Below are 25,486 nucleotides of genomic sequence, written 5' to 3' on the forward strand. Positions count from 1 at the left end.
CGATTCTTCGGTGCCGTCATCCCCGCGAAGGCGGGGATCCAGAGACTTCAGCGTATGCCTGGATGAAGCCCTGGGTTCCCGCCTTCGCGGGAACGACGGCCCCCGCCGTCAGAAGCTGTACTTCACATGCGTCTGCAACCGATTGAGCTCGCCCTTCTCGCCGGTCTCGATCTCGCGCTGCCCCCAGATGTACTCCGCGCCGATGTCGAGCTTCGGAATCGGGGTGTAGATCAGGTTGAGATGCGCCGACTGCGCCGACTTGGTGATGCCCAACCCGGTCAGCGCGGTCTTGTTGTCGTACTGCGCGCGCGAATAGAACACGTTGCCGCGCAGCTTCGGACCGAACACATGGCGCCAGCCGACGAAGCCGGAGATCAGGTCGATGTTCTCCAGATCGCCGCTGGCGTCGAGCACCGCGTCGTTGTTGAGCGCCAGACCGACATAACGGCCGATGCCGCTGCCGGCGGTCACCATGTAGCGCAAGTCGTCGCTGGCGCCGAGGTTCCACTTGCCCGAGACGCTCAGGCCGTAGCCGGTGCTGCTGTCGTTGACCCGGCCGGCCTGGTACTTGAGCTGCCGCGCCAGCGCGCCGACGCTGAAATGGCCCCAGTCGCCCTTGGCGGTGTAGCGCGCGGTCACGTCGGGCACGGCGCCGTCGTCGCCGGCGACCTGGGCCATGTTGCCGCGGAACGGCGTGTACACCGTCTCCGGATTCTCGATCGAGAACGACCACGGCCCGCTGGTGTAGCGCAACTGGGCCTGGCGCACGAACACCGTGCCTTCGGTCGGGCCGAGGAAGTCGACCGTGTCGGGCAGCGCGTTGGCGTCCTGGAAGTTCGACCAGGTCTGGCCGGCCAGCCACTTGTTCCAGGTCACATAGGCGTGGCGTACGGTCAGCGCGTAGGTGTTGGTGGCGATCTCGTTGCCGGTGAACGCGGTCGAGCCGCCGCCGAACAGGTCGAATTCCAGGTAACCCTTGAGCTTGTCGCCGCTGTCCAGGTCGGTGTCGGCGGCGAACCAGAAGCGCGAGAAGTTCGCGCCCATGTCGGTGTCGCTGCCGCCCTCGCGGGTGGCCTTGGCGCCGACCGGAATCGCCTTGGGCACGTAGAACAGGCGGCCGACCGAACCGTCGGCGATGTCGCCGGCGTCGGTGGACGTGACCGAGGCGTCGAGCTTGATGAAGCCGCCGTAGCTGAAGCGCGTGCCCGGATTGCCGGAAGGGCTGATGGTGGTGGCCTGGATCGGGTTCTTGACCGCCGGCGCCGCCGCCACCGCCGGCGCGCTGGTCTGCGCGGCTCTGACTTCGGTGACCTGGGTCTGGGTTTGCTGCTGTTGCGAGACCAGTTGCTGGACCATGCGCTCCAGTTCGGCCACGCGCGCTTCCAGTTCTTTCTCCTTGGCGGTCTGGGCCAGGGCATGGCCGGGCAGCATCAGCGCGAGCAGCACCGAAGCGGCCAGCAGCGAGCGGCCGCGCGCGGCGCGGCCCCCGGCGTGCGCCCCCGCGCCGCGTGTGAGCAGGCTAGACAACATCGTGATTCCCTCCCGAGGAATGCCGCCCGGAACGTGCGGCCGCGGCCAGCCTGCGCGCCGCGGCGGCGGCGCCACCATTCGCCATTGGTCGAAAAAAGACCCCTGTCTGCGCGGCTTACGACCATCGTCTAAGAGCGCGGCGCTGCGTGGATTGCTGCGCTGCGGCACACTGAGGGCAGGTCAGGCGAGGCCGGGCGCGGCGCCCGTCCGTTATTCTCCCCGGTCTCGCTATCCACCCCTCGCGTCGTTCCCACGCAGCCACGGCATCTCGCACGGAGCCCTCATGAGCAACCCCGCCAGCGTCCATCCCGTCGATCCGGCCTTCGCCGCGAACTCGCGCTACACGCGCGAGCGGTACGAGCGCGAGTACGCCGAATCGGTACGCGACCCGGACGGCTTCTGGGGCCGCATCGCCCAGCGCCTGGACTGGTACAAGGCGCCGAGCAAGATCGGCAACGTCAGCTACGACCTCAACGATTTCCGCATCAAGTGGTACGAGGACGGCGAGCTCAACGTCAGCGTCAACTGCCTCGACCGCCACCTGCAAACGCGCGGCGACAAGACCGCGCTGCTGTTCGAACGCGACGATCCGGACCAGCCGGCCGAACGCATCACCTACCGCGATCTGCACGCGCGCGTCTGCCGCCTGGCCAATGCGCTGCGCAACCTCGGCGTCGCCAAGGGCGACCGCATCACCATCTACCTGCCGATGATTCCCGAAGCGGTGGTGGCGATGCTGGCCTGCGCGCGCATCGGCGCGGTCCATTCGGTGGTGTTCGGCGGCTTCGCGCCCAATTCCATCGCCGACCGCATCGCCGACTGCGCCAGCAAGCTGGTCATCACCTCCGACGAAGGCCTGCGCGGCGGCAAGAAGATTCCGCTGAAGGCCAACGTCGACGCGGCGCTGAAGCTGCCGGGCACCAACTCGGTCGAAACCGTGCTGGTGGTGCGCCACACCGGCGCCGCGGTCGACATGCAGATGCCGCGCGACCGCTGGTACGACGCGGTCGTCGAAGGCCAGAGCGACGCCTGCGAGCCCGAGCGCATGAACGCGGAAGACCCGTTGTTCATCCTCTACACCTCCGGCAGCACCGGCAAGCCCAAGGGCGTGCTGCACACCAGCGGCGGTTATCTGGTCTACGCCAGCTACACCCACGAAGCGGTGTTCGACCTGCGCGAGGACGATGTCTATTGGTGCACGGCCGACGTCGGCTGGGTCACCGGCCACAGCTACATCGTCTACGGCCCGCTGGCCAACGGCGCCACCGCGCTGGTGTTCGAAGGCGTGCCGAACTATCCCGACGTGTCGCGCTTCTGGAACGTGATCGACAAGCATAAGGTCACGATCTTCTACACCGCGCCGACCGCGATCCGCGCGTTGATGCGCGACGGCGACGAGCCGGTCAAGCGGACTTCGCGCAAGTCGCTGCGCCTGCTCGGCTCGGTCGGCGAGCCGATCAACCCCGAGGCCTGGCGCTGGTACTACGATGTGGTCGGCGACGGCCGCTGCCCGATCGTCGATACCTGGTGGCAGACCGAGACCGGCGGCATCCTGATCACCCCGCTGGCCGGCGCGATCGACCTCAAGCCGGGCTCGGCGAGCAAGCCGTTCTTCGGCGTGCAGCCGGCGCTGGTCGACGCCAACGGCCAGGTGCTGGAAGGCGAGGCCGAAGGCAATCTGGTCCTGACCGCGTCGTGGCCGGGGCAGATGCGCACGGTCTACGGCGACCATCAGCGTTTCATCGAAACCTATTTCAAGACCTATCCCGGCAACTACTTCACCGGCGACGGCTGCCGCCGCGACGCCGACGGTTATTACTGGATCACCGGCCGCGTCGACGACGTCATCAACGTCAGCGGCCACCGCATCGGCACGGCCGAGGTCGAGAGCGCGCTGGTGCTGCATCCCAAGGTCGCCGAGGCGGCGGTGGTCGGTTTCCCGCACGACCTCAAGGGCCAGGGCATCTACGCCTATGTGACCCTGATCGCCGGCGAAGCGCCGAGCGAAGACCTGCGCAAGGAACTGGTCGCCTGGGTGCGCAAGGAGATCGGTCCGATCGCCACGCCCGACCACCTGCAATGGGCGCCGGGCCTGCCGAAGACGCGTTCGGGCAAGATCATGCGCCGGATCCTGCGCAAGATCGCCGAGAACGCGCCGGACCAGCTCGGCGACACCTCGACCCTGGCCGATCCGTCGGTGGTCGAGAGCTTGGTCAACGAGCGCCTGGGCAAGTAAGCGCCGCAGCGAAAAAGAGCGGACCGGGCGACCGGTCCGCTTTTTTTTGTTCGCGCGAACCGGTTTCCCCCCTGTAGGAGCGGCGCGAGCCGCGACCGCGGGGCAGCCGATCGCGCCGCACAGGCGGTGCCTCGGCCGCGGCCCGTACGGTCGCGCCGTAGCTGCGGTGTCGCGGTCGCGGCTCGCGCCGCTCCTACAGGGAGCAAACCGGCTGGCGACCTTTGTCGATTCCGCCGATCCCGATTCGTCGCCTTCTCAGAAGCCGGCCTCCCGCCGGCGCAAACGAGGACCGCGACCATGAAATTCATGCTGATCGTCAAAGCCACCGCCGACAGCGAAGCCGGCGTCATGCCCAGCACCGAGCTGCTGACCGCGATGGGCGCCTACAACGAGGAACTGGTGCGCGCCGGCGTGCTGCTGGCCGGCGAAGGCCTGCACCCGAGCGCGCGCGGCGCGCGCGTGCACTTCGACGGCCGCGCGCGCCGGGTCGCGCCGGGGCCGTTCCAGGCGCCGGGCGAACTGATCGCCGGGTTCTGGCTGATCCAGGCGCGCTCGCTCGAAGAAGCGGTGGAATGGGTCAAGCGGGTGCCGAACCCGGACGGCTCGCAGTCGCAGATCGAGATCCGCCAGGTGTTCGACGCGGCCGATTTCGGCGACGCGCTGACGCCGGAGTTGCAAGCGGCCGAAGCGCAGCTGCGCGAGCAAGTGGCCGGCCGCCACTGATCCCGTCGGCCCGCTGTGGGATGGCCTCCGGGCCCGAGGCTCCTGGGTCGGACCGCCGCGACCCGAGCGAAAGGCATCGGGCCTGAAGCCTCCCCGCAACCGCCGGCGCAGTTTGTCGATCCGCGCCTGCCGCATTCGTCGTCTTATCGAAGCCGCAACGGTTCCACCGTGCCGCGCTTCCCCCATTCATCCCTTCCAGGAACCGCCACCATGCAACTCAACACCTACCTCTCCTTCGACGGCGACTGCCGCCAGGCGTTCGAGACCTACCAGAAGATCCTCGGCGGCAAGATCCACGCGCTGATGCCGTTCGGCGACAACCCGGGCTGCGAATCGCTGGCCGCCGACGAGCGCGAGAAGATCATGCACGGCTGCTACGAGCTCGACGGCTTCATGCTGATGGGCACCGACGCCACCGCCGCGTATCCGTACAAGCCGATCGTCGGCGCGCACGTGACCCTGAGCCTCAACGACCCCGAACAGGCCGCGCGCGTGTTCAAGGCCCTGGCCGAAGGCGGCAAGGTCGAAATGCCGCTGCAGGAAACCTTCTGGGCGCTGGCCTACGGCATCGTCACCGACCGCTTCGGGGTGCCGTGGATGGTCAACTGCGTGCAGGCGATGGGGTGCGTGGACGGCGACGGCGACGGCCGCGCCGCGGCCTGATCCGCAGGCGCAAGCGGCGGCGCGAATCGCCGCGTCCGCCGCAGCCTGCACCCGTTGCGGCCCTGACTGAGCGGCCCCGCGCCCGCGCGGGCCGTTGGACCCTTGCGACCCGGCGCGCGAGGTGGTGTCATCCGTCGCCATGACGGCCACCGACACCCACCGCGCCATCGATGCCGTCTGGCGCATCGAATCGGCCAAGCTCATCGCCGGTCTCACCCGCATGGTCCGCGACGTCGGCCTGGCCGAGGAACTGGCCCAGGACGCGCTGATCGTCGCGCTGGAGAAGTGGCCCGAGACCGGCGTGCCCGACAACCCGGGCGCTTGGCTGATGCAGACCGCCAAGAACCGCGCCATCGACCGGCTGCGGCGGCGCAAGCTGCTCGACCGCAAGCACGAGCAGATCGGCTACGAGATCGAATCCGGTCTCGACGACGCCGAGGACAAGTTCTTCGACAAGCTCGACGACGACATCGGCGACGACCTGCTGCGGCTGGTGTTCATCTCCTGCCACCCGGTGCTGTCGACCGAGGCGCGCGTCGCCCTGACCCTGCGCCTGCTCGGCGGCCTGACCACCGACGAGATCGCGCGCGCCTTCCTCGCCAGCGAACCGACCATCGCCCAGCGCATCGTCCGCGCCAAGCGCACCCTGGCCGATGCGCAGGTGCCGTTCGAAGTGCCGCGCGGCGACGAGCTGGCCGAACGCGTGTCCTCGGTGCTGGAAGTGATCTATCTGGTGTTCAACGAAGGCTATTCGGCCACCGCCGGCGACGACTGGATGCGGCCGAACCTGTGCGAGGACGCGCTGCGCCTGGGCCGGATCCTGACCGGGCTGATGCCGAAGCAGGCCGAAGCGTTCGGCCTGGTCGCGCTGATGGAAATCCAGGCCTCGCGCTCGAAGGCGCGCACCGGCCCCGACGGCCAGCCGATCCTGCTGCTGGACCAGGACCGCTCGCGCTGGGACCGCCTGCAGATCCAGCGCGGCCTCGCCGCGCTGGAGCGCGCCGTGCAATTGCGCGGCGCCGACGGCCCGTACGTGCTGCAGGCTGCCATCGCCGCCTGCCACGCCCGCGCCGCGACCGCCCAGGACACGCCGTGGGCGCGCATCGCGGTGCTGTACCAGCGCCTGGCGCAGCGCCTGCCGTCGCCGGTGGTCGAACTCAACCGCGCGGTCGCGGTGTCGATGGCGTACGGCCCGGACGCGGCGCTGCCGCTGGTCGACGCCTTGCTCGAGGAGCCGTCGATGAAGCAATACCACCTGCTGCCGAGCGTGCGCGGCGACCTGCTGTTCAAGCTCGGCCGCAGCGCCGAGGCGCGCGCCGAGTTCGAACGCGCCGCCGCGCTGACCCGCAATGCGCGCGAACGCGAGTTCCTGCTCGGTCGCGCGGCGGAGTGCGCGTAACGCCGCAGCATTCGCTCCCCTGCAGGAGCGGCGCGAGCCGCGACCGCGGGGCAGCCGGTTGCGTCGTATGTGCGGTATCGCGGTCGCGGCTTGCGCCGCTCCTACAGGGGGTCGCCAAGCTCAATCGCGCGTGCTCGACTCCCACGTCGCATGCATCACCCCCGGCAAGCGCCGCAATCGCTCCACCACCGAGTCCAGCTCCGCGGCGATCACCGCGGTGCTGACCAAGGTGGCGACGATCTCGGTCGCGGTTTCGCCGTGCTCGTCGACGTCGACGTCGCCGACCGGATAGTTCGCCGCCTCCAGATGATCGACCAGCCACTCGCGCGCCGCGGGCGCCGATTCCGGCGCCGCGCTCAGCCGCACCTCGTAGGTCGCTTCCGACACGCGCTCGTCGATCGGCACCCGGTTGATCGCGTTGACCAGCGGCCGCAGCAAGGTGTTGCCGGCGATCACGAACGCGGTCAGCAGCGCGCCCTCGGCGAGCATGTCCGCGCCGGTGCAGGCGCCGACCGCGGCCGAGCACCACAGCGTGGCGGCGGTGTTGAGGCCGCGCACGTTCATGCCTTCCTTCATGATCACGCCGGCGCCGAGGAAGCCGATGCCGGAGACCACGTAGGAAATCACCCGCACGGCCTCGACGCTGCCGGCCAGGCGCATGCCGAGGTCGACGAACGCGGCCGCGCCGACCGCGACCAGCACGTTGGTGCGCAGGCCCGCGGTGCGCTGGCGGTACTGGCGTTCGGCGCCGATCAGGGTGCCGAGCACGAACGCGGCCAGCAGGCTCAGCACGGTGTCGAGGAACGGCAGCAGTTGGAAGGTGTGCAGGAAGCGCATGGAGGCTCCGGAGGAAAAGCGGGAGAGTCGGCGGTCGCAGCGCGGGGCATCGGGCTCGAAGACCCGCGCTGCGACAGCCTCGCACTCCCGGATGAAAGTTTTTGTGCAAGGGCTTCAGCCCGACGCGGTCGTTCCGGCTCGCCCGGACTCAACCCGGGTTGTCCAGGCTGAACCGATCCGCGGCCTCGTCGTAAGCGAAATACTCCGCATAGCGCGCCCACGAGGTGACCGCGCGCAGCGTCGCCGCCGCGTAGTCGGGCGACATGTGGTCTTCCAGCTCGTCGCGGAAGCGCCGCGCCGGCGCCTGGTGCGCGCTGCGTTCGTCGAGCACCCGGCGGATGTGCGCGGCCAGCGGCACGTGCGCGGCCAACTGGCGCGCGAACAAATGCTTGCGCGCATCGGTGTCGAGCGCGACGAAACGCGCGCCGGTCTCGCTCAGGCGCAGGTCGCCATCGCCGAGTTCGGCCAGGCCGAGCAGTTGCAGGCTTTCGGCGATTGGAAACAGCTCGTCGATCTCCAGCTGCAACTGCGCCGCCAGCGCCGGCAGATCGGCGTGGCCGCGGTACGGCGGCTCGGCCAACGCCTCGGCCAGGCCGGCGATGAGGTTGCTCGACACCTGCGGCAACTCCATCGCCAGCCCGCCGCGCGGCGCCGCGCCGGGCTGGGCGCCGCCGGTCATGCGCTGGTAGATCGCATCGACCAGATCGCGGAACGCCGGGTCGAAGCGGTCGCGCGGCTGCGGCAGTTCGACCCGGATCTCCTCGATCACCCGCCCCGGATGCGAACCGAAGATCAGGATGCGGTCGCACATCAGCACCGCTTCCTCGATGTTGTGGGTCACCATCAGGATCGATTCGATCGGCATGCGCCGCTCGGCCCACAGGTCGAGCAGGTCCGAACGCAGGGTCTGCGCGGTCAGCACGTCGAGCGCCGAGAACGGCTCGTCCATCAGCAGCAGCTTGGGCTCGACCACCAGCGCGCGGGCCAGGCCGACGCGCTGGCGCATGCCGCCGGACAGTTCCTTCGGGTACGCGCTCTCGTAACCGTCCAGGCCGATCAGGTCGATCGCCGCCAAGGCGCGCCGGCGCCGCTGCGCCGGCGCCACGCCGCGCGCTTCCAGGCCGAGCTCGACGTTCTGCAGCACGGTCAGCCACGGGAACAGGGCGAAGCTCTGGAACACCATCGCGATGTCGGCCGGCGCGCGGCTCAGCGGCGTGCCGAGGAATTCGACCTCGCCTTCGCTGGGACGGATCAGGCCGGCGATGGCGCGCAGCAAGGTCGACTTGCCCGAGCCGGAACGGCCGAGCAGGCCGACGATTTCGCCGGGGTGCAGTTGCAGGTCGACGTGGTCGAGCACGCGCAGCGGCTCGCTGCCGGCCTTCGGGTAGTGCTGGCTGAGGCCGCGCACGTCGATCAGCGGGCGGATGCAGGTGTGCAGGGTCATGAGGGAACTCCTTGCCAAAACGAATAGGGATGCGAAGACGGCGCGCGCTCAATCCAGGCGCAGGCGCCGTTCGGCGTAGGCGTACAGCGGCCGCCACAGCGCGCGGCTGAAGGCGGTGACGAACAGCGACATCACCGCCACGCCAAGCACGATGCGCGGGAAGTCGCCGGCTTCGGTGGCGCGGGCGATGTAGGAACCCAGGCCGTAGGCTTCGACCTTGCGGTCGCCCCAGTGCACCAGTTCGGCGACGATGCTGGCGTTCCACGAACCGCCCGAAGCGGTCAGCGCGCCGGTGACGTAGTAAGGGAACACCGCCGGCAGGATCGCGCGCCGCCACCACGTCCACGAACGCAGCCGGTACACCGTGGCCGCTTCGCGCAGGTCGGTCGGCACCGCGCTGGCGCCGGCGATGACGTTGAACAGGATGTACCACTGCGTGCCGAGCACCATCAGCGGCGACAGCCACACGTCCGGATTCGCGCCGGTGGCGAGGATCGCGATCACCGCGACCGGGAACAGCACGTTGGCCGGGAACGCCGCCAACAACTGCGCCACCGGTTGCAGCCGTTGCGCCCAGCGCGGACGCAGGCCGATCCACACCCCGACCGGCACCCAGATCAGACTGGCGACGGCGATCAGCACGATCACCCGCAGCAGCGTCGCCAGACCGCCGCCGAACGCGGCGCGCACATCGTCCAGGCCCAGGTGCTGGCGGCCGTAGTCGAACGCGAACCACGCGCCGCAGGCCGCGGCCAGCAGCAGCGCGGCCAGCCACAGCCGGTCGGGCCACGGCGATGCCGAGACCTCGTCGCTGGCGGCGACGACCGGCGCGCGCCGCCGCAGCCGCAGGCACATCGCGCGCTGCCACAGCCACGCCAGCGGCCGCAGCGCGCGCTTGCCGGCGCGGGTGCGGCGGATCAGTTCGTACATCCACGAACGCGGACGCTGTTGGCTGGCGGTCTGCTCGCTGCGGAACTTGTCGGCCCAGGCCACGATCGGGCGGAACAGCAGTTGGTCGCACAACACGATGGTGACCGCCATCGCCGCCACCGCCCAGCCGACCGCGGCGAAGTTCTGCTGCGCGATCGCCAGCGCGAGGTACGAGCCCACGCCCGGCAGCGTCACCGTGGTGTCGCCGACGGTGATCGCCTCGGAGGCGACGATGAAGAACCAGCCGCCGGACATCGACATCATCGCGTTCCACACCAGCCCCGGCATCGCGAACGGCGCTTCCAGCCGCCAGAACCGCTGCCACGCGCTCAGGCCGAAGCCGCGCGCGACTTCGTCGAGGTCGCGCGGCAAGGTGCGCAGCGATTGATAGAACGAGAACGCCATGTTCCAGGCCTGGCTGGTGAAGATGGCGAACACCGCCGCGCATTCGGCGCCGAGCTGGCGGCCCGGGAACAAACCGAGGAACGCTGTGACTGTGAAGCTCAGGAAGCCCAGCACCGGCACCGATTGCAGGATGTCCAGCGCCGGCACGATCAGGCGTTCGGCGAGCCGGCTCTTGGCCGCCCAGGTCGCGATGGTGAAGGTGAACAGCAACGACGCCAGCATCGCCGCGAACATGCGCAACGTAGTGCGCAGGGCGTAGTCGGGCAGGCGCGCCGGGTCGAGCGTGACCGGATCGAGATGCAACGCCGACAGCGGCGCGCGGGTTTCCATCGCCGCATGCGCCAGCGCGGCCGCGCCGGCGATCAGCAGCGCGAACGCGATCAGGTCATAGGCGTTGGGCCACCAGCGCTGGCGCGACAGCGCCGGCGGCAGCAGCGGAAAGGGACGGAAGACGGACATCGGTGCGGGCCTCGGTGGAGCGGAACGGGCGCGCGCTCGGGCGCGCGCGAGGAACAGGGCGGTCGATGGGTTTTCGTCCCGGCGGTTCGTCGGCCGCGCCGGCGCGGACCCAGCGGCATTCCAGCCGGCCGGTCGCTGGCGAGCGCCGCCATTGCGCGATCAGTTGTTCGCGCGGCGCGGCGTCGGCCGCGGCGGCTTCGCGCGCGCGCAGCTGCGCGCAGGCCAGCCGCAGCAGCGGAGCGAGCGCGCGGTGTTGCGGCCGCGCGCGGTGCACAGGGAAATGCAGCAGGGTCATGGCGTCCTCCTTGCAGTGGATCGAAGCGGCGCGGCGCTCAACGCAGCGCGAAGTTGAAGCCCAGGGTCAGCCACGGGCCGCGCGGATCGCGCGCGCGGTCGCCGAGCAACAGGTCGAGGCTGGCCGCTTCGCTCAGCGCGCGGCGCAGGCCGAGTTGGCCGCCGACATCGCCGTGCGGATCGGCGTAGAGCTCGGCCAACGCGGTCCAGCGCGCGGCGAGCGCTTGCTCCAGGCCGACGCCACCGGTGAGGCGCGCGCGGCCGCGAAGCGGCTGGTTCCAGCCGAGATTGACGTGCCACAAACGCTGGCCGTGCGGATCGGGCCCGAGGGTCAGCGGCAGGTTGAGGTTCCAGCCGTCGTAGCGGCCGCCGGTCCAGTTCGCGCCGAGCGCAGCGGCCAGCGCCCAGCCGTGGGGCGAGGCATGCAGCACGCGCTTGGCGCCGAGGCTCTGCGCGGCCGGCGCGTGCGGCGCGGCGTAGTCGCTATGGCTCAGGCCGAATTCGGTGCCGGCGATATCGCAGGCCGGCGCGAGGGTCAGCTCGCGCGCCGGCGCGGCCGTGCGCAGCCAGCTTTCGAGCTGGCAACGGCCGCGCTCGACGGTCGCGGCGTCGTCGACGTACAGGCTGGCGCCGGCGCGCGCGGCGCCGGCGTGCGCCCACAGCGCCGCAGCGAACAAGAACAGGGTGAAGCGCAGGAGCATCGGCGATCTCCGGACGAACGGAAACGCCAAAGGCCACTGGAAAGCGGTCTTCGCAGGGACTGCAGTGCGATGGAAAACGAGCGCGCGCCCGCGCCGCGCTGGGCGGGCGAAGGAAGGGCGTTAGGGGTTGCGTGCGACTCGGCTTCGTTCTGCGCGAACGGAGCCGACCTGGGACATCCCAGACCTGGAGCGATCCGTCAGCGCGAGCGCTGCAGCGAAGGTCTAGATCGACTGTCCAAGGGGGCCTCTGGAGGGCGGAAGGGAGCTTGCGGGGCGCATGATCCTCGCCGGATGCGGCCGGGTCAACCCCGTTCGCGCATCGTCGGCGCGATTCGCCAGAACCGGTTCAGTCGGGCGCATCGCTCGCTGTTACAAGGTTGCAGACGCGAGAGGCGGGGCGCGGGAACTCGGTCGCGATGATCTCGTCGCTGCGGGACGCATCGTCGCAACGCAGTCGCTCCCTCCCGGCCCGCGCGGCGTTGCGGCAGTGGAATTCACAAGCGTCGAAGTCGCCGAAACCCGCGGTTTTACCGAATCGTTTACACGCCGGGCCAACGACTGCCGTCACCATCGGCGCAAGCCACGAGGGCGAGGACGGACATGGATGCGGTGTTCTGGGTGCTGATTTCGGTGTTGGCCGCGGTCAACGTGTTGGCCACGCGCAAGTGCTGGCGCAGCAAGCGGTTCAAGCCGTCGGTTCGGGCAGCGTTGATCCTGGTGGTGTGGTTGCTGCCGGTGTTCGGCGCGATCTGGATCCTGTTGGCGACCGAGTTGGCGAGGCCCGCGAGCGAGCGGGTGCGGATCGTCTACGTCGCGCACGGAACCCGCGGCGGCTTCGGTCGAAGCGATGCCGGCGCTGCCGGCGCGTTCTGGGTGCACGCCAGCGGCGCAGTCGATGCGGGCGGCGGCGATGGCGCGCATTGCGGCAGCGATTCCGGCGGCGGTTGTCACGGCGGAGGCGACAGCGGCGGCGGCGGCGACTGCGGCGGCGGTGGCGATGGAGGCGGCGGCAGCTGCCATTGAGTCGCGTGCGCTTTTTGCAGGAGCGGCGCGAGCGGCGACCGCGGCATCGCGCTTACGACGCAAGCGCGGTTTCGCGGTCGCGGCTCGCGCCGCTCCTACAGTCGGGTGCGCGGCTGTCTCGAGCGCATCAAGCGCGCGCGATCGTCGCCTCGATCAAGGTCGCCAAGGTCTTCGCCGCATCGGCTTCCTCGATCCGCCCATGCGTCATCTCGCGCGACAGCGCTTCGCCCGCGCCGACGATGGCGATGCAGCGCCGTTGCAGTTCGGCTTCGTCGACCTTCGCGTACGGCGCGAGCAAGCCGCGATAGAACCCGACGTAACCGGCGGTGAGTTCGCGCTGCACCCGTTCCATCTCCTCGTCGCCCTTGAGCGCGGCGAAGATCGCGTGGCATTCCGGCCCGGCGGTGCGGAAGCAGCTCATGTAGCTCTCGCCCATCAGCCGCGCGACGTCGCCCAGGCGCTTGGGCGTGCGCTCGAAGTCCTGCGCGACGGTGACGGCCTGGCGTTCGTCGATGCGCTTGTACAAAGCGATCAACAGGCCCGAGCGGGTGCCGAAGTGTTCATAGGCGATCGGCTTGCTGACCCCGGCGCGCTCGGCGAGGTAGCCCAGGGTCAGCGCGTCGGTGCCTTGCTCGCGCACGACCGCCATCGCCGTTTCCAGCAATTGCTCGCGCCGTTCGGGCTTGGCCATGCGCTTGGCCGGAGCGGGTGGGGCGGATGCGTGGGCACTCATGGTCGGGTCTCCGCAACTTCGAAAAGGCGCTTGACAGCGCCGGCGGGATTGTATCTTACTATTGGTAACTTACCAATCGTAGCTTGTGTCGGGCCATCGGGGTCCGGCGCGGGCGCGGTGAACACCGGATCCCGAATCATGACCGCCCTGGTTTCTTCCGCTCAATCCTCTATCCCTTCGGCCGCCGCCGCGTTGGCGCCGGTCCTGATCGTTGGCGGTTCCGGCGTGGTCGGCGCGCAGGGCGCGCAGGCGCTGCGCCGCTTGCACCCTGGCCTGAAGCTGGCGATCGCCGGCCGCGACCGCGCGCGCGCCGAGGCCGTTGCCGCGCAACTCGGCGATGCCGAGGCGGTCGTGGTCGACCTGCGCCGCGCCGACCTGGGCCTGCCGGCGCAGGCGCGCTTCAGCGCCGTGGTCGTGTTCCTCAAGGACGAGCGCTTGAACACGCTCAAGTACGCGTTGCAGCACGGCCTGCCGTACGTCAGCACCTCCAGCGGATCGTTCGAGATCGCGCCGGAAGTGAGTTTCCACCTGCGCCATCCGGGCCGTTCGCCGATGCTGCTGGCGAGCCACTGGCTGGCCGGCGCGGCGACCCTGCCGGCGCTGCACTTCTCCGCCGCGCTGCGCCGCGTCGACCGGATCGGCATCTTCGCCCTGCTCGACGAAGAAGACATGGGCGGCCCGGCCGCGGCCGCCGACTACGAACGCCTGACCACGGCCGCGGCCGCGCAGATCCTCGACGACGGCCAGTGGCGCTGGGTGCGCGGCGAGGACGCGGCCAGCGTCGGCACGAGCGTGGACGGCACGCCGATCGCGGCTTCGGCGTACTCGCCGATGGACGTGGTGAGCCTGGCCGCGGCCACCGACGCGCAGTCGATCCGGCTCGACATGGCCCTGGGCGAAAGCGCCAGCCGCCGCCGCGGCGAAGCGTTCTCGACCGAGATCGCGCTGGAACTGGAAGGCGAAGATTTCGCGGGCCGTCGCGTGCGCCATCGCCATGAGCTGGTGCATCCGCAAGGCCAGGCGCCGCTGACCGCGCTCGGCATCGCCCTCGGCGTGGAGCGCCTGCTCGGCCTGGACGGCGCGGCCGCGCCGGCGCCGGGCCTGTACACGCCGGACCTGCTGATCGACCCGGCTTATTTCCTGCGCCGCATGCGCGAGTCCGGCACGCGCGTGAGCAGCCGCGACGCGCAGGACGCGCGCGCCGCCTGAGCGCGCGGCGCGGGTCCGCGCCGCCGCCGCATCGGATCGTGCGCGACCAACGACGCGCGCCGCAAGCATCGCCCACACCCGCCAGCCGGCGCCGAACGGCGCCGGCCGCCCCTCGCTTTGTCCGCGCCGCCCGGGAGGCCGCCCATGGACTTGTCCCGCTACTTCATCGACCGCCCGATCTTCGCCGCGGTGCTGTCGATCCTGATCTTCGCCGCCGGCCTGATCGCGCTGCCGAACCTGCCGGTCAGCGAATACCCCGACGTGGTGCCGCCGACGGTGGTGGTGCGCGCGGTCTATCCCGGCGCCAATCCGCAGGCCATCGCCCAGACCGTGGCCACGCCGCTGGAGGAAGCGGTCAACGGCGTGCAGGACATGATGTACATGAAGTCGGTGGCCGGCACCGACGGCGTGCTGGTGCTCACCGTCACCTTCAAGCCCGGCACCGATCCCGACCAGGCCCAGGTGCAGGTGCAGAACCGGGTCGGACAAGCGCTGGCGCGCCTGCCCGAAGACGTGCGCCGCCAAGGCGTGACCACGCAGAAGCAGTCGCCGACGCTGACCCTGCTGGTGCATCTGGTCTCGCCCGACGGCCGCTACGACTCGCTGTACCTGCGCAACTACGCCACGCTCAAGCTCCGCGACGAACTGGCGCGGCTGCCCGGCGTCGGCCAGACCCAGATGTTCGGCAGCGGCGACTACGCCATGCGCATCTGGCTCGATCCGGGCCGGATCGCCGCGCGCGGCCTCAGCGCCGGCGACGTGGTGCGGGCGATCCGCGAGCAGAACGTGCAGGTGTCCGCCGGCCAGCTCGGCGCCGAGCCGATGCCGGGCGGCAGCGATTATCTGATTCCGATCAACAGCCAGGGCCGCCTGCAGAGCGAGGCCGAGTTCGAACGCATCGTGGTCAAGGGCGGCGACGGCGGCGAGATCGTGCGCCTGTCCGACGTGGCCCGGGTCGAACTCGATGCCGGCGACTACACCCTGCGCGCACAGCTCGACAACCGCGATGCGGTCGCCATCGGCGTGTTCGAAGCGCCCGGCGCCAATTCCATCGCCTTGTCGGACGCGGTGCGCGCGCGCATGGCCGAACTGGCGCAACGCTTCCCGCCGGGGCTGGAGCACCGCATCGTCTACGACCCGACCGTGTTCGTGCGCGATTCGATCCGCGCGGTGGTGACGACGCTGGCCGAAGCGGTGCTGCTGGTGGTGCTGGTGGTGATCCTGTTCCTGCAGACCTGGCGCGCCTCGGTCATTCCGCTGATCGCGGTGCCGGTCTCGGTAGTGGGAACCTTCGCGGTGTTGTACGTGCTCGGCTTCTCGATCAACACCTTGAGCCTGTTCGGGCTGGTGCTGGCGATCGGCATCGTCGTCGACGACGCGATCGTGGTGGTCGAGAACGTCGAGCGCAACATCGAAGACGGCCTGAGCCCGCTCGATGCCGCGCACAAGGCGATGAAAGAAGTGTCCGGGCCGATCGTAGCGATCGCGCTGGTGCTGTGCGCGGTGTTCGTGCCGATGGCGTTCCTGTCCGGGGTGACCGGCCAGTTCTATCGCCAGTTCGCGGTCACCATCGCCATCTCCACGATGATCTCGGCGATCAACTCGCTGACCCTGTCGCCGGCGCTGGCCGCGCGCCTGCTCAAGCCGCACGGCGCCGGCCAGGACGCGCCGACGCGGTTGATCGAGCGTCTGTTCGGCTGGCTGTTCCGTCCGTTCAACCGCGCCTTCGGCGCCGGCGCGCAGCGCTACCAGGCCGCGGTCGCGCGCCTGCTCGGCCGCCGCGGCGCGGTCGCGGCGGTGTACCTGGCCTTGCTGTTGGCGACCGCCGCGATGTTCCAGGCGGTGCCCGGCGGCTTCATTCCGACCCAGGACAAGCTGTACCTGATCGGCGGCATCAAGCTGCCCGAAGGCGCCTCGCTGGCGCGCACGGACGCGGCGATCCGCAAGATGAGCGCGATCGCGATGGCCACGCCCGGCGTGCACGCCGCCGAAGCTTATCCCGGCCTCAACCCGTTGCAGTTCACCAACACGCCCAACACCGGCACGCTGTTCTTCGAACTCGAGCCGTTCGCTGCGCGCAGCCGCAGCGCCAGCGCGATCAACGACGAACTCAACGCCAGGTTCGCCGCCTTGCAGGACGGCGCGGCGTTCTCGTTCATGCCGCCGCCGATCCTCGGCCTCGGCACCGGCTCGGGCTATGCGCTGTACGTGCAGGACCGCGACGGCCAGGGCTACGGCGCCTTGCAGGGCGCGCTCAACGACTACACCGCGGCGATCGCGCAGGTGCCCGGGCTCGGTTATCCGATCAGCACCTATCAGGCCAACGTGCCGCAGCTCGACGCGCAGGTCGACCGGACCAAGGCCAAGGCCCAGGGCGTGGCGCTGAGCGAGGTGTTCGACACCTTGCAGACCTATCTGGGCTCGGCCTACGTCAACGACTTCAACCAGTTCGGCCGCACCTGGCAGGTGATCGCGCAGGCCGACGGCAGCCACCGCGACAGCGTCGAGGACGTCGGCCGCCTGCAACTGCGCAACCAGCGCGGCGAGATGGTGCCGCTGGCTTCGCTGGTGACCCTGCGCGAAACCTACGGGCCGGATCCGGTGATCCGCTACAACGGCTATCCGGCCTTCGACCTGGCCGGCGAGGCCGACCCGCGCGCGCTGTCGTCGGGGCAGGCGATGCGCGCGCTGGAAACGCTGGCGCGCTCGGCGCTGCCGCGCGGCATGCGGATCGAATGGACCGATCTGAGCTACCAGCAGGCGACTCAGGGACGCGCGGCGCTGATCGTGTTCCCGCTGGCGATCCTGCTCGCGTTCCTGGTGCTGGCCGCGTTGTACGAAAGCTGGACCCTGCCGCTGGCGGTGATCCTGATCGTGCCGGCGACGCTGCTGTCGGCCCTGGTCGGGGTGTGGCTCGACGGCGGCGACAACAACGTGTTCGTGCAGGTCGGCCTGGTGGTGTTGATGGGGCTGGCGTGCAAGAACGCGATCCTGATCGTCGAGTTCGCGCGCGAGCTGGAATCGCAAGGCCGCGGCATCGTCGAGGCCGCGCTGGAAGCCTGCCGCCTGCGCCTGCGGCCGATCGTGATGACCTCGGTGGCCTTCATCGCCGGCACCGTGCCCCTGCTGCTCGGCCACGGCGCCGGCAGCGAAGTGCGCGCGGCGACCGGGGCGACGGTGTTCGCCGGGATGATCGGGGTGACCGTGTTCGGCCTGTTCCTGACCCCGGTGTTCTACGTCGCGCTGCGCCGTTGGGCCGCGCGCCGGCGCGCACCGCACGCTGCGCCGCCGGCGCTCGCGGCCGGTGAGGTTCGGTGAGCGAAGCCTCCCGCGCCGCTCGGCGAAGGCCGCGCGGCGCGGGCGCGGCCGACGTAGGGAGGCGGTCGGCAGCGTGCGTTGCTACGTGTACATTGGTCGCCGCAGGGGCGACGGCACCGAGGGGACGCAAGTGCAGCAAGCAATCCGACTGGCCGGCTTCTTCGCCGCCCACGGCGTGTGGTGCGTGGCCGACGGCGAGGACCTGATCCCGATCTACGCCTTCGAAGACGCCGCCGGCGAGCGCAAGATGATCCGCTACGCCGGCGAGCAGCTGGAGGAGGCGGTGGCCGAAGCGCGCGCGCGGCTGTCGGCGAACCCGGACACCGCGCAGCACGCGGTGCTGGTCCACGACGGCTTCGTGACCTTGCCTTCGGGCCGCACCGACGCGCTGATCCTGAGCGTGCGCGACTTCGCCGGCGATCTCGCCGCGACCCTGGCCGTGCCTTACCGCAACGCCGCCCACCCGCTCGGCTTCGCCGTGCACCGGCCCAAGTTCCTCGACTGGCGCGGCGAGTCCGAGCCCGATTACGCCCGCCTCGGCGAGGACTTCTTCGCCGGGGTGGAAGAACACGAGATGGGCGACCGGGTCTGGCAGGCGCGGCTCGACGATTCGATCTGAGCGCCGGCCGCGCCGAACCTTGATCGGCATCGCACAAAATCCAGGCGCGGCGCAAAGCAATTGCCATCGTCGGCGAACATCATGGCGGGTCGCCGGCAGCCGCCGGCGTTACCGACTTCCGCCCGCCAACGCCCGTAGCCGATGACCGATCCGCAACGCCGCCGCTTCCTCATCGGACTCACCGTCGGCGGCGCCGCCACCGTGGCGGGGCCGATCGCGATGTGGCGCTACACCGGCGGCCACGGCCACCGCATGGGCGCGCTGCCGGACCTGCAATCGCTGCCGCCGGACGCGCGCTTCGTGCAGCCGCTGCGCATTCCCGGCAGCGAAGGCCCGATGGCCGAGATCGACCTGCGCCGGCCGCTGCAGTTGACCGCGCGTACCGCGCAAGCCGAACTGTTCCCCGGGCCGCCGACGCAACTGTGGGCCTACACCGCCCGCGTCGCCGGCGGCGAGGCGCTGAACCCGCTGCTGCGCGCGCGCCGCGGCGACAGCATCGAGGTCGGCCTCGACAACCGGCTGGCCGAAGCGACGACGCTGCACTGGCACGGCCTGCACGTCGACGAGGCCAACGACGGCAGCGGCCTGTATCCGGTCGCCGCCGGCAGCCAATACCGTTATCGATTGCGCGTGGACAACCGCGCCGGCCTGTACTGGTACCACGCCCATCCGCACGGCCGCACCGGCGCGCAGTTGCAGCGCGGTCTGGCCGGCCTGCTGCTGGTCGAAGACGACGAAGAACTGGCGCTGCGCCAGCGCCTGGGCCTGCGTTGGGGCGAGCGCGACCTGCCGCTGATGATCGCCGACAAGCAGGTCGACGCGCGCAACGCCATCGTCTACAAGGACGGCGCCGACGACTGGATCGGCAACCGCGTGCTGGTCAACTGGACGCCGGAACCTTATCTCGACGTGATTCCGGCCTGGTACCGCTTCCGCCTCGCCAACGTGTCCAACGCGCGCCTGCTGCGCCCGTGTTTCCTGCACGAAGACAAGCCGCTGCCGATGCTGCTGATCGGCAGCGACGGCGGCCTGCTCGAACGCGCCTGGCCGATCGACGACCTGTTCCTGGCGCCGGCGCAGCGCGCCGACGTGCTGGTCGACTTCGGCGCGCTCAAGCCCGGCGCCAAGGCGGTGCTGCGCAGCCTCGACTACGTGGCGATGGAAAACGAAGACGAGTCCGGCGCGTTCGCGCCCGACCCGATGGGCGACCATCCCGGCGCGGCGGCGATGGGCGAGCCCTTGGACCTGATGGAACTGCGGGTGATCGAATGCGTCACCGAGCGCCCGCCGGCCCAACTGCCTTCGCTCGATGCGATGTCGGCGGTGCCGGCGCCGCCGGACACCGCCGACTGGCCGGTGCGCGCGCTGCGCCTGCGCATGGACGAACAAGGCCGCTGGTTCATCAACGACTGGAATTTCCACCTCAGCGGCCACGATCCGGCGTTCACGGTGAAGCGCGGAACCCGCGAGGTCTGGGAAATCCGCAACAGCATGACCAGCATGCCGCACCCGATGCACCTGCACGGCTTCCAGTTCCGGGTGGTATCGCGCGCGATCAGCCCGCCGGACATCCGCGGCCGCCAAGTCGCGCCGGGCGGCCTGACGCCGCAGGACCTGGGCTGGAACGACACCGTGGTGGTGTGGCCCGGCGAGATCGTGCGCATCGCCATCGACTTCTCGCAGCCGTTCGCGGGCGTGCAGCGCTACATGCTCCATTGCCACAACCTCGAGCACGAGGACATGGGCATGATGCTGACCTTCGCCGTCGCCGACTGACCGTTCGTCTTCTCTCTTTATGCATCTTCGGAGTTCCGCCATGCCGCGTTCGCTGCTCGTCCTGTCCGCGTTGTCGCTCGCGCTCGCCGGCGCCCTGGTCGCGTGCGCGCCTAGCGGCTCGGGCGCAGGCAAGAACACCGCCGCCGCGCCGTCGGCGCCGCTGGCGAAGGCCGACGTGGACAGCGAACGGGCGAAGATCAGCTACGTGGTCGGCCGCGATTTCGCCCGCAGCGTCGAACCGATCCGCGCCGAACTCGACACCGAACTGGTGCTGCGCGCGATCCGCGACGCCCAGGCCGGCCGCCCTTCGCTGTTCGACGACAGCGAAAGCAAGCGCATCCGCGACGGCTTCAGCGCGCACCTGCGCGACAAGCACGACCAGGAGGTCAAGGCGCTGGCCTCGCGCAATCTCGCCGCGGGCGAGGCGTTCCTGGCCAAGAACGCGAAAGCCGAAGGGGTGAAGACCACCGCGTCGGGGCTGCAATACCAAGCGATCAAGCAAGGCCAGGGCGCGCACCCGAAGGCCAGCGACACGGTGCGGGTGAACTACGTCGGCACGCTGATCGACGGCAGCAAGTTCGAGAGCACCTACGACACCGACCATCCGGCCGAGTTCGTGCTGTCGCAGGTGATGCCGGGCTGGACCGAAGGCGTGCAGCTGATGACGCCCGGCGCGAAGTACCGGTTCTGGATGCCGCCGAAGCTGGCGTACGGCGATCGCGGGCTGGCCGGGCAGATCGAGCCGAATTCGGTGCTGGCGTTCGAGGTGGAGTTGCTGGAGATCGCGGGGCAGGGCGCGCCGACGCACGACGAGTAAGCGCGTCGCGAGCGCAACGGAAAGCGTCGGAACCGAAGTCGCTCCCGCAAGCGCCCGCTTGCTTATCGATGTCACCCGCGCCGGCGCAAGCCTGCCCTTGTGGGAGGGACTTCGGTCCCGACGCTGTTCGCTGCGCCCGCCGCTCGCCGCAACTGCGAAAGTTGTGACGCAGACCGCGCGAAGCACGCAACAGCCGCGCATTGCGTCGCAATCGTGTAGCAGTTTTCCGGCCAAACTCCGCAGCCATCGCGGCTGTCGTCCGCGATCCCCGCTTTCAGCCAACTCCACCGCCGGAGACAGCCAGTGACCGCCATCGCCCTGCGCGCCCCGTTGTGCGCCGCCCTCGCCACCGCCCTGATCGGCGCCGCATCGCTCGCGCCCGCGCAGGCCGCGCAGCGCACCCTGCAGCTGTCGGAAGACGCCACCCAGAGCAAGCCGGTGACCGCGTCCGCGCTGCGCGGCACGCCGCTGGCCAAGGCCGGCGCCGCCGACCGCGTCTGCGAGACCGGCGCGAAGTGGCTGCGGCTGGGCTTCAAGCAGCTCAAGCTGTCGGGCTACGACTCGCTGGTGCTGACCAGCAGCGGCGGCGACAAGCTGGTGTTCGAAGGCGGCCACTGGAACGAGCGCAGCTTCACCACCCGCGCGCTGCGCGGCGAATGCGTCGCGATCCAGCCGTATTTCAGCCAGCCCGACAGCGCGTTCCAGCTCGACCGCTACGACTACAGCGCGGTCGCGCTGGACAAGGCCACGGTGGTGGTCGCCGGCGCCGGCGACATCTGCGACACCAGCGGCAACGCCTGCCAGGGCACCTCGGACCTGATCGTCTCGATCAACCCGACCGCGGTGTTCACCGCCGGCGACAACGCGTACAACAGCGGCACCCTGAGCGAATACAACAGCCGCTACGCGCCGACCTGGGGCCGCTTCAAGGCGCTGACCAGCCCCTCGCCCGGCAACCACGACTACAGCACCACCGGCGCCAAGGGCTACTTCGACTACTTCAACGGCAGCGGCAACCAGACCGGCCCGGCCGGCGACCGCAGCAAGGGCTATTACAGCTGGGACGTCGGCGACTGGCATTTCATCGCCCTCAACACCATGAGCGGCGGCACCGTCGCGCAGACCCAGATCGACTGGCTCAAGTCCGATCTCGCCGCCAACACCAAGCCGTGCACCGCGGCGTACTTCCACCATCCGTTGCTGAGCCGCGGCAGCTACTCCGGCTACAGCCAGGTCAAGCCGTTCTGGGACGCGCTGTACGCGGCCAAGGCCGACCTGGTGCTGGTCGGCCACGACCACAACTACCAGCGCTACGGCAAGATGAATCCCGACAAGGCCGCGGCCAGCGACGGCATCCGCCAGGTCCTGGTCGGCACCGGCGGGCGCGCGTTCTACGGCATCAGCGGCAGCCACGCTTTGCTGGAATCGAGCAACGACAGCACCTTCGGCGTGCTCAAGCTGACCCTGACCGCGAGCGGCTACACCGGCGACTTCGTGCCGCGCGCCGGCAGCAGCTACACCGACCACTTCACCGGCACCTGCAACAAGGGCAGCGGCAATCCGCCGACCCAGACGATCACCTTGAACAGCGTGCGCGACGTGACGGTCAAGTCCGGCGGCAGCCGCGACAACAGCGCCACGCTGTACGCCGACGGCAGCGACGGCGGCCAGGTGCTGCGCGGGCTGATGGCCTGGGACGTGTCCGCCGCCGCGGGCAAGACCGTCACCGGCGCGCAGGTCAAGCTGCAGGTCACCGACCGTTCCACCGGCACCTACGACCTCTACAGCGCCGGCGCCGCGTGGACCGAAGCCAACGCGACTTACAGCGGCGTCGGCCTCGGCGCCAAGATCGGTTCGATCGTGCCGAGCGCGACCGGCGCGCAGACCCTCACGCTCAACGCGGCGGGTTTGCAGCTGGTCAAGGACTGGGCGTCGGGCGCTGCCGCCAACAACGGCGTGGTGCTGTCGTCGAGCTCCAGCGACGGCGTGGATTGGTCTTCGCGCGAGGGTTCCAACGCGCCGCAGCTGATCCTCACGTACACGCCCTGAGCGCTGCGCGCCGCAAGCGCTGATGCGCTTGCGGCCGGACCGGCGCAAACGAAAACGCCCGCGGACTGCGCGGGCGTTTTCTTTTCGCGAGCGAGCGTTCGATCAGGCCGTGGCTTGCAGCGCCGGACGCGCGGCGTGGGTGCCCGCGCCTGCGCCGATCATCAGCTTGACCGATTCCTTGATGCGCTCGGCGCCGCCGAGCTTCACCGCGGCGATCAGGCGATCGCCGATGGTCTTGTGCTCGTCGGCGCTGCTGGCATGCGCGCCGAGAATGGCCAGGCCTTTCTCGGTGAGCCGGTAACGCAGCGCCAGATGCACGAACGGAACGCCGTTCAACGACTCCTTGACGCAGGCCGTGCTGCGCACATAACCCTCGTCCAGCAGCCATTCGAAAGTCGCGCCGCAGGCGAGCACCGCCTGCGCCATGGCTTCGCGGTTGGACGGGTCCACGCCCGGCAGATGACGCGCCGATTCCTCGGCGTTGAAGCGGGCTACGACGGGATGCTGCTCAAGCGCCGCCGCGCAGATCCGCGCGGTGGCAATGCTGAAAACCTCGATGTTTTTCATGGATGACGCCCCCTGACGTCCTTGCTATTTACGAGGGCATTACGTAAAAACGGCGTGAACGAAATTCATCTAATTGCTTGAAAAATAACGGGTATTTCTTGAGGTTCGTACCGTCTGAACTGTGATGCCCGGCGCTGCGGCCATGACATGGGATGACAAACTGACCCGCCGCGGCAGATGCATAACGCGGCGCGGCACCCGCCTGTGACGCGGGCGGATCAGTTTGATGAACAAAAATGGCCCGGACGCGCTCAGGTTTTTTCCGGAGCCAGTTCGATCACCGTGTCGATGCTATCGGCCAGCGTCTCGGGCAACGCGACGCGCAGCGCTTCGCCGTCGCGATGCGTGCGCAACGCGGCGCCGCCGTCGAGCAGGCGCGCGCGCCAGCGGCCCGGCGCGTTCACGCGCAGCTCGCCGTCGGCTGGGCGTTCGAACACGTGCAGGTACAGCCGCTCGTCCTTGGCCGTGATCCGGCCCCACGCGACCTCGCCGAGCGGATTGGCGGCGGTCGCGTAGACCGAATCGCCGTTGCGCCGCAGCCACTCGCCCATCTGCCGCAAGCGCTCGACGCTGGCCTGCGGTACGCTGCCGTCGGCCATCGGGCCGATGTTGAGCAGCAGGTTGCCGCCCTTGCTGGCGGTGTCGACCAGATCGCGCAGCAACTCGCGCGTGGACTTCCAGTTCGTGTCCAGCGCGCTGTAGCCCCAGGTGCCGTTCATGGTCATGCACGCTTCCCAGTCCACGCCGGCGACGCCGCGCGCGGGGATCGCCTGCTCGGGCGTGGTGAAGTCGCCGTGGGCGCGGTCGAACCATTGCAGGCTGCCTTGCGGATCGTCGTAGCCGAGCGAACGGTACAGGCGGTTGTTCATGACGATGCCGGGCTGGGCCTTGCGCACTATCGCCATCAGCTCCTGCGCGCGCCAGGTTTCGCCTTCGGCGCCGGGATTGGAATAGTCCCACCACAGCACGTCGATCGGGCCGTAACGCTCGGTCAGTTCGCGCACCTGGGCCTGCAGGAAATCCTGGTACTGCTTCAGGTTCGCGCGCTGCGCGTAGCCGGGATCTTCTTTGTCGCCGGCTTTCTCCAGCGGATGCGGCAAGGGATGTTCGAGCCGGGCGAAGTCGCGGTACGGATACGCCGGGTGGTGCCAGTCGATGACCGAGTGGTACAGCCCGACCTTGAGGCCTTCGGCGCGCGCGGCCTCGACGATTTCGCGGACCAGATCGCGGCCGGTGGCGTCCTTGGCGTCGAAGTCGCTGACTGCGCTGTCGTGCAGGGCGAAGCCTTCGTGGTGCTTGCTGGTGAACACCAGATACTTGGCGCCGGCCTGCTTGGCCAGCTTCGCCCACTCGCGCGCGAAGCCGGGCTTGGGCTTGAACAGCGGCAGCATCTGTCGCGCGTATTCGGCGGTCGGCACGTGCGCGTTGCGCTGGATCCATTCGGCCGAGCCCTTGACCGGCTCGCCGTTCCAGCGCCCGGCCGCGCCGGAATACAAGCCCCAGTGCACGAACAAGCCGAAGCGCGCTTCGCGCCACCAGCGCATGCGCGCATCGAACGCGGCCTGCGATTCGCTCGGCGCGGCGACCTCGGGCTTGGGCGCGGCGGCGGCGGGCGTGGCCGCGCGGGCGAGGCCGGCGAGCGCGAGCAGGCACGGAATCAAGGCGGCGCGCAGCGGCGTCATCGGCGTTCTCCTCGGGGCGTTGCGCGCATCCCAGCAGACTGCGCGCGCGGCGGTCAACCGCGCGGAGGTCGC

20 protein-coding genes and 1 pseudogene are annotated in these 25,486 nt (G+C 69.8%); 11 read left to right on the top strand and 10 right to left on the bottom strand.

Annotated elements, in window-relative coordinates; translation table 11 throughout:
* Positions 1 to 108: 108 nt before the first annotated feature.
* Positions 109 to 1,431 (bottom strand): DcaP family trimeric outer membrane transporter, encoded by a 1,323-nt coding sequence (locus JHW38_RS17850; protein ID WP_242691416.1) that lies wholly within the window; start codon positions 1,429 to 1,431, stop codon positions 109 to 111.
* Positions 1,432 to 1,813: 382 nt separating this feature from the next.
* Between JHW38_RS17850 and acs the strand changes: the two genes are divergently transcribed.
* Together acs and JHW38_RS17860 are read left to right on the top strand one after the other, a co-directional pair.
* A complete protein-coding gene (acs, locus tag JHW38_RS17855) occupies positions 1,814 to 3,766 on the top strand; it encodes an acetate--CoA ligase (RefSeq protein WP_207522664.1) in 1,953 nt (650 codons plus the stop codon).
* Between the two features lie 297 nt (positions 3,767 to 4,063).
* Entirely contained in the window at positions 4,064 to 4,489 is a 426-nt protein-coding gene (locus JHW38_RS17860) for a YciI family protein (RefSeq protein WP_207522665.1), read from the top strand.
* A 14-nt stretch (positions 4,490 to 4,503) separates the two neighbouring features.
* On the opposite strand, the pseudogene JHW38_RS26035 reads toward JHW38_RS17860, so the two are convergent.
* Positions 4,504 to 4,572 (bottom strand): annotated as a pseudogene (locus JHW38_RS26035) (DUF6053 domain-containing protein); the annotation flags it as partial.
* 127 nt (positions 4,573 to 4,699) lie between these two features.
* Here JHW38_RS26035 and JHW38_RS17865 point away from each other — a divergent pair.
* Together JHW38_RS17865 and JHW38_RS17870 are read left to right on the top strand one after the other, a co-directional pair.
* Positions 4,700 to 5,152: a VOC family protein gene (locus tag JHW38_RS17865; RefSeq protein ID WP_207522666.1), complete on the top strand. Its 453-nt coding sequence runs from the start codon at positions 4,700 to 4,702 to the stop codon at positions 5,150 to 5,152.
* A gap of 139 nt (positions 5,153 to 5,291) precedes the next feature.
* Positions 5,292 to 6,551, top strand: a complete 1,260-nt coding sequence (locus JHW38_RS17870) for an RNA polymerase sigma factor (protein WP_207522667.1) — start codon at positions 5,292 to 5,294, stop codon at positions 6,549 to 6,551.
* Positions 6,552 to 6,671: 120 nt separating this feature from the next.
* Here the strand turns inward: JHW38_RS17870 and JHW38_RS17875 are convergent, their stop codons facing one another.
* From JHW38_RS17875 to JHW38_RS17895, 5 genes are all read right to left on the bottom strand, one after another.
* A complete protein-coding gene (locus JHW38_RS17875) occupies positions 6,672 to 7,388 on the bottom strand; it encodes an MgtC/SapB family protein (RefSeq protein WP_207522668.1) in 717 nt (238 codons plus the stop codon).
* A 148-nt stretch (positions 7,389 to 7,536) separates the two neighbouring features.
* Positions 7,537 to 8,832 (bottom strand): AAA-associated domain-containing protein, encoded by a 1,296-nt coding sequence (locus JHW38_RS17880; protein ID WP_207522669.1) that lies wholly within the window; start codon positions 8,830 to 8,832, stop codon positions 7,537 to 7,539.
* A gap of 48 nt (positions 8,833 to 8,880) precedes the next feature.
* A complete protein-coding gene (locus JHW38_RS17885) occupies positions 8,881 to 10,626 on the bottom strand; it encodes an ABC transporter permease (protein ID WP_207522670.1) in 1,746 nt (581 codons plus the stop codon).
* Positions 10,553 to 10,921, bottom strand: coding sequence for a hypothetical protein (locus JHW38_RS17890; RefSeq protein ID WP_207522671.1), 369 nt, complete (start codon positions 10,919 to 10,921; stop codon positions 10,553 to 10,555). The genes JHW38_RS17885 and JHW38_RS17890 overlap by 74 nt, the downstream gene beginning before the upstream one ends.
* A 37-nt stretch (positions 10,922 to 10,958) precedes the next feature.
* Positions 10,959 to 11,621: a hypothetical protein gene (locus JHW38_RS17895; RefSeq protein ID WP_207522672.1), complete on the bottom strand. Its 663-nt coding sequence runs from the start codon at positions 11,619 to 11,621 to the stop codon at positions 10,959 to 10,961.
* Between the two features lie 600 nt (positions 11,622 to 12,221).
* Here JHW38_RS17895 and JHW38_RS17900 point away from each other — a divergent pair.
* Positions 12,222 to 12,644 carry a hypothetical protein gene (locus tag JHW38_RS17900; protein ID WP_207526506.1) on the top strand — a complete coding sequence of 141 codons (423 nt, stop codon included), beginning with the start codon at positions 12,222 to 12,224 and terminating at the stop codon, positions 12,642 to 12,644.
* Between the two features lie 127 nt (positions 12,645 to 12,771).
* Here the strand turns inward: JHW38_RS17900 and JHW38_RS17905 are convergent, their stop codons facing one another.
* Positions 12,772 to 13,377, bottom strand: coding sequence for a TetR/AcrR family transcriptional regulator (locus JHW38_RS17905; RefSeq protein ID WP_207522673.1), 606 nt, complete (start codon positions 13,375 to 13,377; stop codon positions 12,772 to 12,774).
* A 138-nt stretch (positions 13,378 to 13,515) separates the two neighbouring features.
* Between JHW38_RS17905 and JHW38_RS17910 the strand changes: the two genes are divergently transcribed.
* The 6 genes from JHW38_RS17910 (at position 13,516) to JHW38_RS17935 (ending at position 23,165) form a co-directional block, all read left to right on the top strand.
* Positions 13,516 to 14,586 (top strand): hypothetical protein, encoded by a 1,071-nt coding sequence (locus JHW38_RS17910; protein WP_207522674.1) that lies wholly within the window; start codon positions 13,516 to 13,518, stop codon positions 14,584 to 14,586.
* Positions 14,587 to 14,730: 144 nt separating this feature from the next.
* Positions 14,731 to 17,904 (top strand): efflux RND transporter permease subunit, encoded by a 3,174-nt coding sequence (locus JHW38_RS17915; RefSeq protein WP_207522675.1) that lies wholly within the window; start codon positions 14,731 to 14,733, stop codon positions 17,902 to 17,904.
* A gap of 130 nt (positions 17,905 to 18,034) precedes the next feature.
* Positions 18,035 to 18,523 carry a hypothetical protein gene (locus tag JHW38_RS17920; protein ID WP_207522676.1) on the top strand — a complete coding sequence of 163 codons (489 nt, stop codon included), beginning with the start codon at positions 18,035 to 18,037 and terminating at the stop codon, positions 18,521 to 18,523.
* Positions 18,524 to 18,664: 141 nt separating this feature from the next.
* The gene (locus JHW38_RS17925) at positions 18,665 to 20,299 is read left to right on the top strand and encodes a multicopper oxidase family protein (RefSeq protein ID WP_207522677.1); all 1,635 of its coding nucleotides are present in this window, start codon (positions 18,665 to 18,667) and stop codon (positions 20,297 to 20,299) included.
* A 40-nt stretch (positions 20,300 to 20,339) separates the two neighbouring features.
* Complete coding sequence (locus tag JHW38_RS17930; RefSeq protein WP_207522678.1) at positions 20,340 to 21,116, top strand: FKBP-type peptidyl-prolyl cis-trans isomerase; 777 nt, start codon at positions 20,340 to 20,342, stop codon at positions 21,114 to 21,116.
* A 303-nt stretch (positions 21,117 to 21,419) separates the two neighbouring features.
* Positions 21,420 to 23,165, top strand: coding sequence for a DNRLRE domain-containing protein (locus tag JHW38_RS17935; RefSeq protein WP_207522679.1), 1,746 nt, complete (start codon positions 21,420 to 21,422; stop codon positions 23,163 to 23,165).
* Positions 23,166 to 23,267: 102 nt separating this feature from the next.
* Here JHW38_RS17935 and JHW38_RS17940 read toward each other — a convergent pair whose 3' ends face one another.
* Together JHW38_RS17940 and JHW38_RS17945 are read right to left on the bottom strand one after the other, a co-directional pair.
* On the bottom strand, positions 23,268 to 23,732 hold the full coding sequence (locus tag JHW38_RS17940) for a hypothetical protein (protein ID WP_207522680.1): 465 nt from the start codon (positions 23,730 to 23,732) through the stop codon (positions 23,268 to 23,270).
* Between the two features lie 251 nt (positions 23,733 to 23,983).
* Complete coding sequence (locus JHW38_RS17945) at positions 23,984 to 25,414, bottom strand: alpha-L-fucosidase (RefSeq protein WP_207522681.1); 1,431 nt, start codon at positions 25,412 to 25,414, stop codon at positions 23,984 to 23,986.
* Between the last annotated feature and the right edge of the window lie 72 nt (positions 25,415 to 25,486).

The organism is Lysobacter enzymogenes, assembly GCF_017355525.1.
Taxonomy (GTDB): domain Bacteria; phylum Pseudomonadota; class Gammaproteobacteria; order Xanthomonadales; family Xanthomonadaceae; genus Lysobacter; species Lysobacter enzymogenes_C.

Coding starts and splice junctions, on each gene's coding strand:
- JHW38_RS17885 (WP_207522670.1), bottom strand. CDS start 10,626: ATGTCCGTCTTCCGTCCCTTTCCGCTGCTGCCGCCGGCGCTGTCGCGC.
- JHW38_RS17910 (WP_207522674.1), top strand. CDS start 13,516: ATGACCGCCCTGGTTTCTTCCGCTCAATCCTCTATCCCTTCGGCCGCC.
- JHW38_RS17945 (WP_207522681.1), bottom strand. CDS start 25,414: ATGACGCCGCTGCGCGCCGCCTTGATTCCGTGCCTGCTCGCGCTCGCC.
- acs (WP_207522664.1), top strand. CDS start 1,814: ATGAGCAACCCCGCCAGCGTCCATCCCGTCGATCCGGCCTTCGCCGCG.
- JHW38_RS17930 (WP_207522678.1), top strand. CDS start 20,340: ATGCCGCGTTCGCTGCTCGTCCTGTCCGCGTTGTCGCTCGCGCTCGCC.
- JHW38_RS17915 (WP_207522675.1), top strand. CDS start 14,731: ATGGACTTGTCCCGCTACTTCATCGACCGCCCGATCTTCGCCGCGGTG.
- JHW38_RS17940 (WP_207522680.1), bottom strand. CDS start 23,732: ATGAAAAACATCGAGGTTTTCAGCATTGCCACCGCGCGGATCTGCGCG.
- JHW38_RS17875 (WP_207522668.1), bottom strand. CDS start 7,388: ATGCGCTTCCTGCACACCTTCCAACTGCTGCCGTTCCTCGACACCGTG.
- JHW38_RS17905 (WP_207522673.1), bottom strand. CDS start 13,377: ATGAGTGCCCACGCATCCGCCCCACCCGCTCCGGCCAAGCGCATGGCC.
- JHW38_RS17860 (WP_207522665.1), top strand. CDS start 4,064: ATGAAATTCATGCTGATCGTCAAAGCCACCGCCGACAGCGAAGCCGGC.
- JHW38_RS17865 (WP_207522666.1), top strand. CDS start 4,700: ATGCAACTCAACACCTACCTCTCCTTCGACGGCGACTGCCGCCAGGCG.
- JHW38_RS17880 (WP_207522669.1), bottom strand. CDS start 8,832: ATGACCCTGCACACCTGCATCCGCCCGCTGATCGACGTGCGCGGCCTC.
- JHW38_RS17890 (WP_207522671.1), bottom strand. CDS start 10,921: ATGACCCTGCTGCATTTCCCTGTGCACCGCGCGCGGCCGCAACACCGC.
- JHW38_RS17870 (WP_207522667.1), top strand. CDS start 5,292: ATGACGGCCACCGACACCCACCGCGCCATCGATGCCGTCTGGCGCATC.
- JHW38_RS17925 (WP_207522677.1), top strand. CDS start 18,665: ATGACCGATCCGCAACGCCGCCGCTTCCTCATCGGACTCACCGTCGGC.
- JHW38_RS17895 (WP_207522672.1), bottom strand. CDS start 11,621: ATGCTCCTGCGCTTCACCCTGTTCTTGTTCGCTGCGGCGCTGTGGGCG.
- JHW38_RS17900 (WP_207526506.1), top strand. CDS start 12,222: ATGGATGCGGTGTTCTGGGTGCTGATTTCGGTGTTGGCCGCGGTCAAC.
- JHW38_RS17850 (WP_242691416.1), bottom strand. CDS start 1,431: ATGCTGCCCGGCCATGCCCTGGCCCAGACCGCCAAGGAGAAAGAACTG.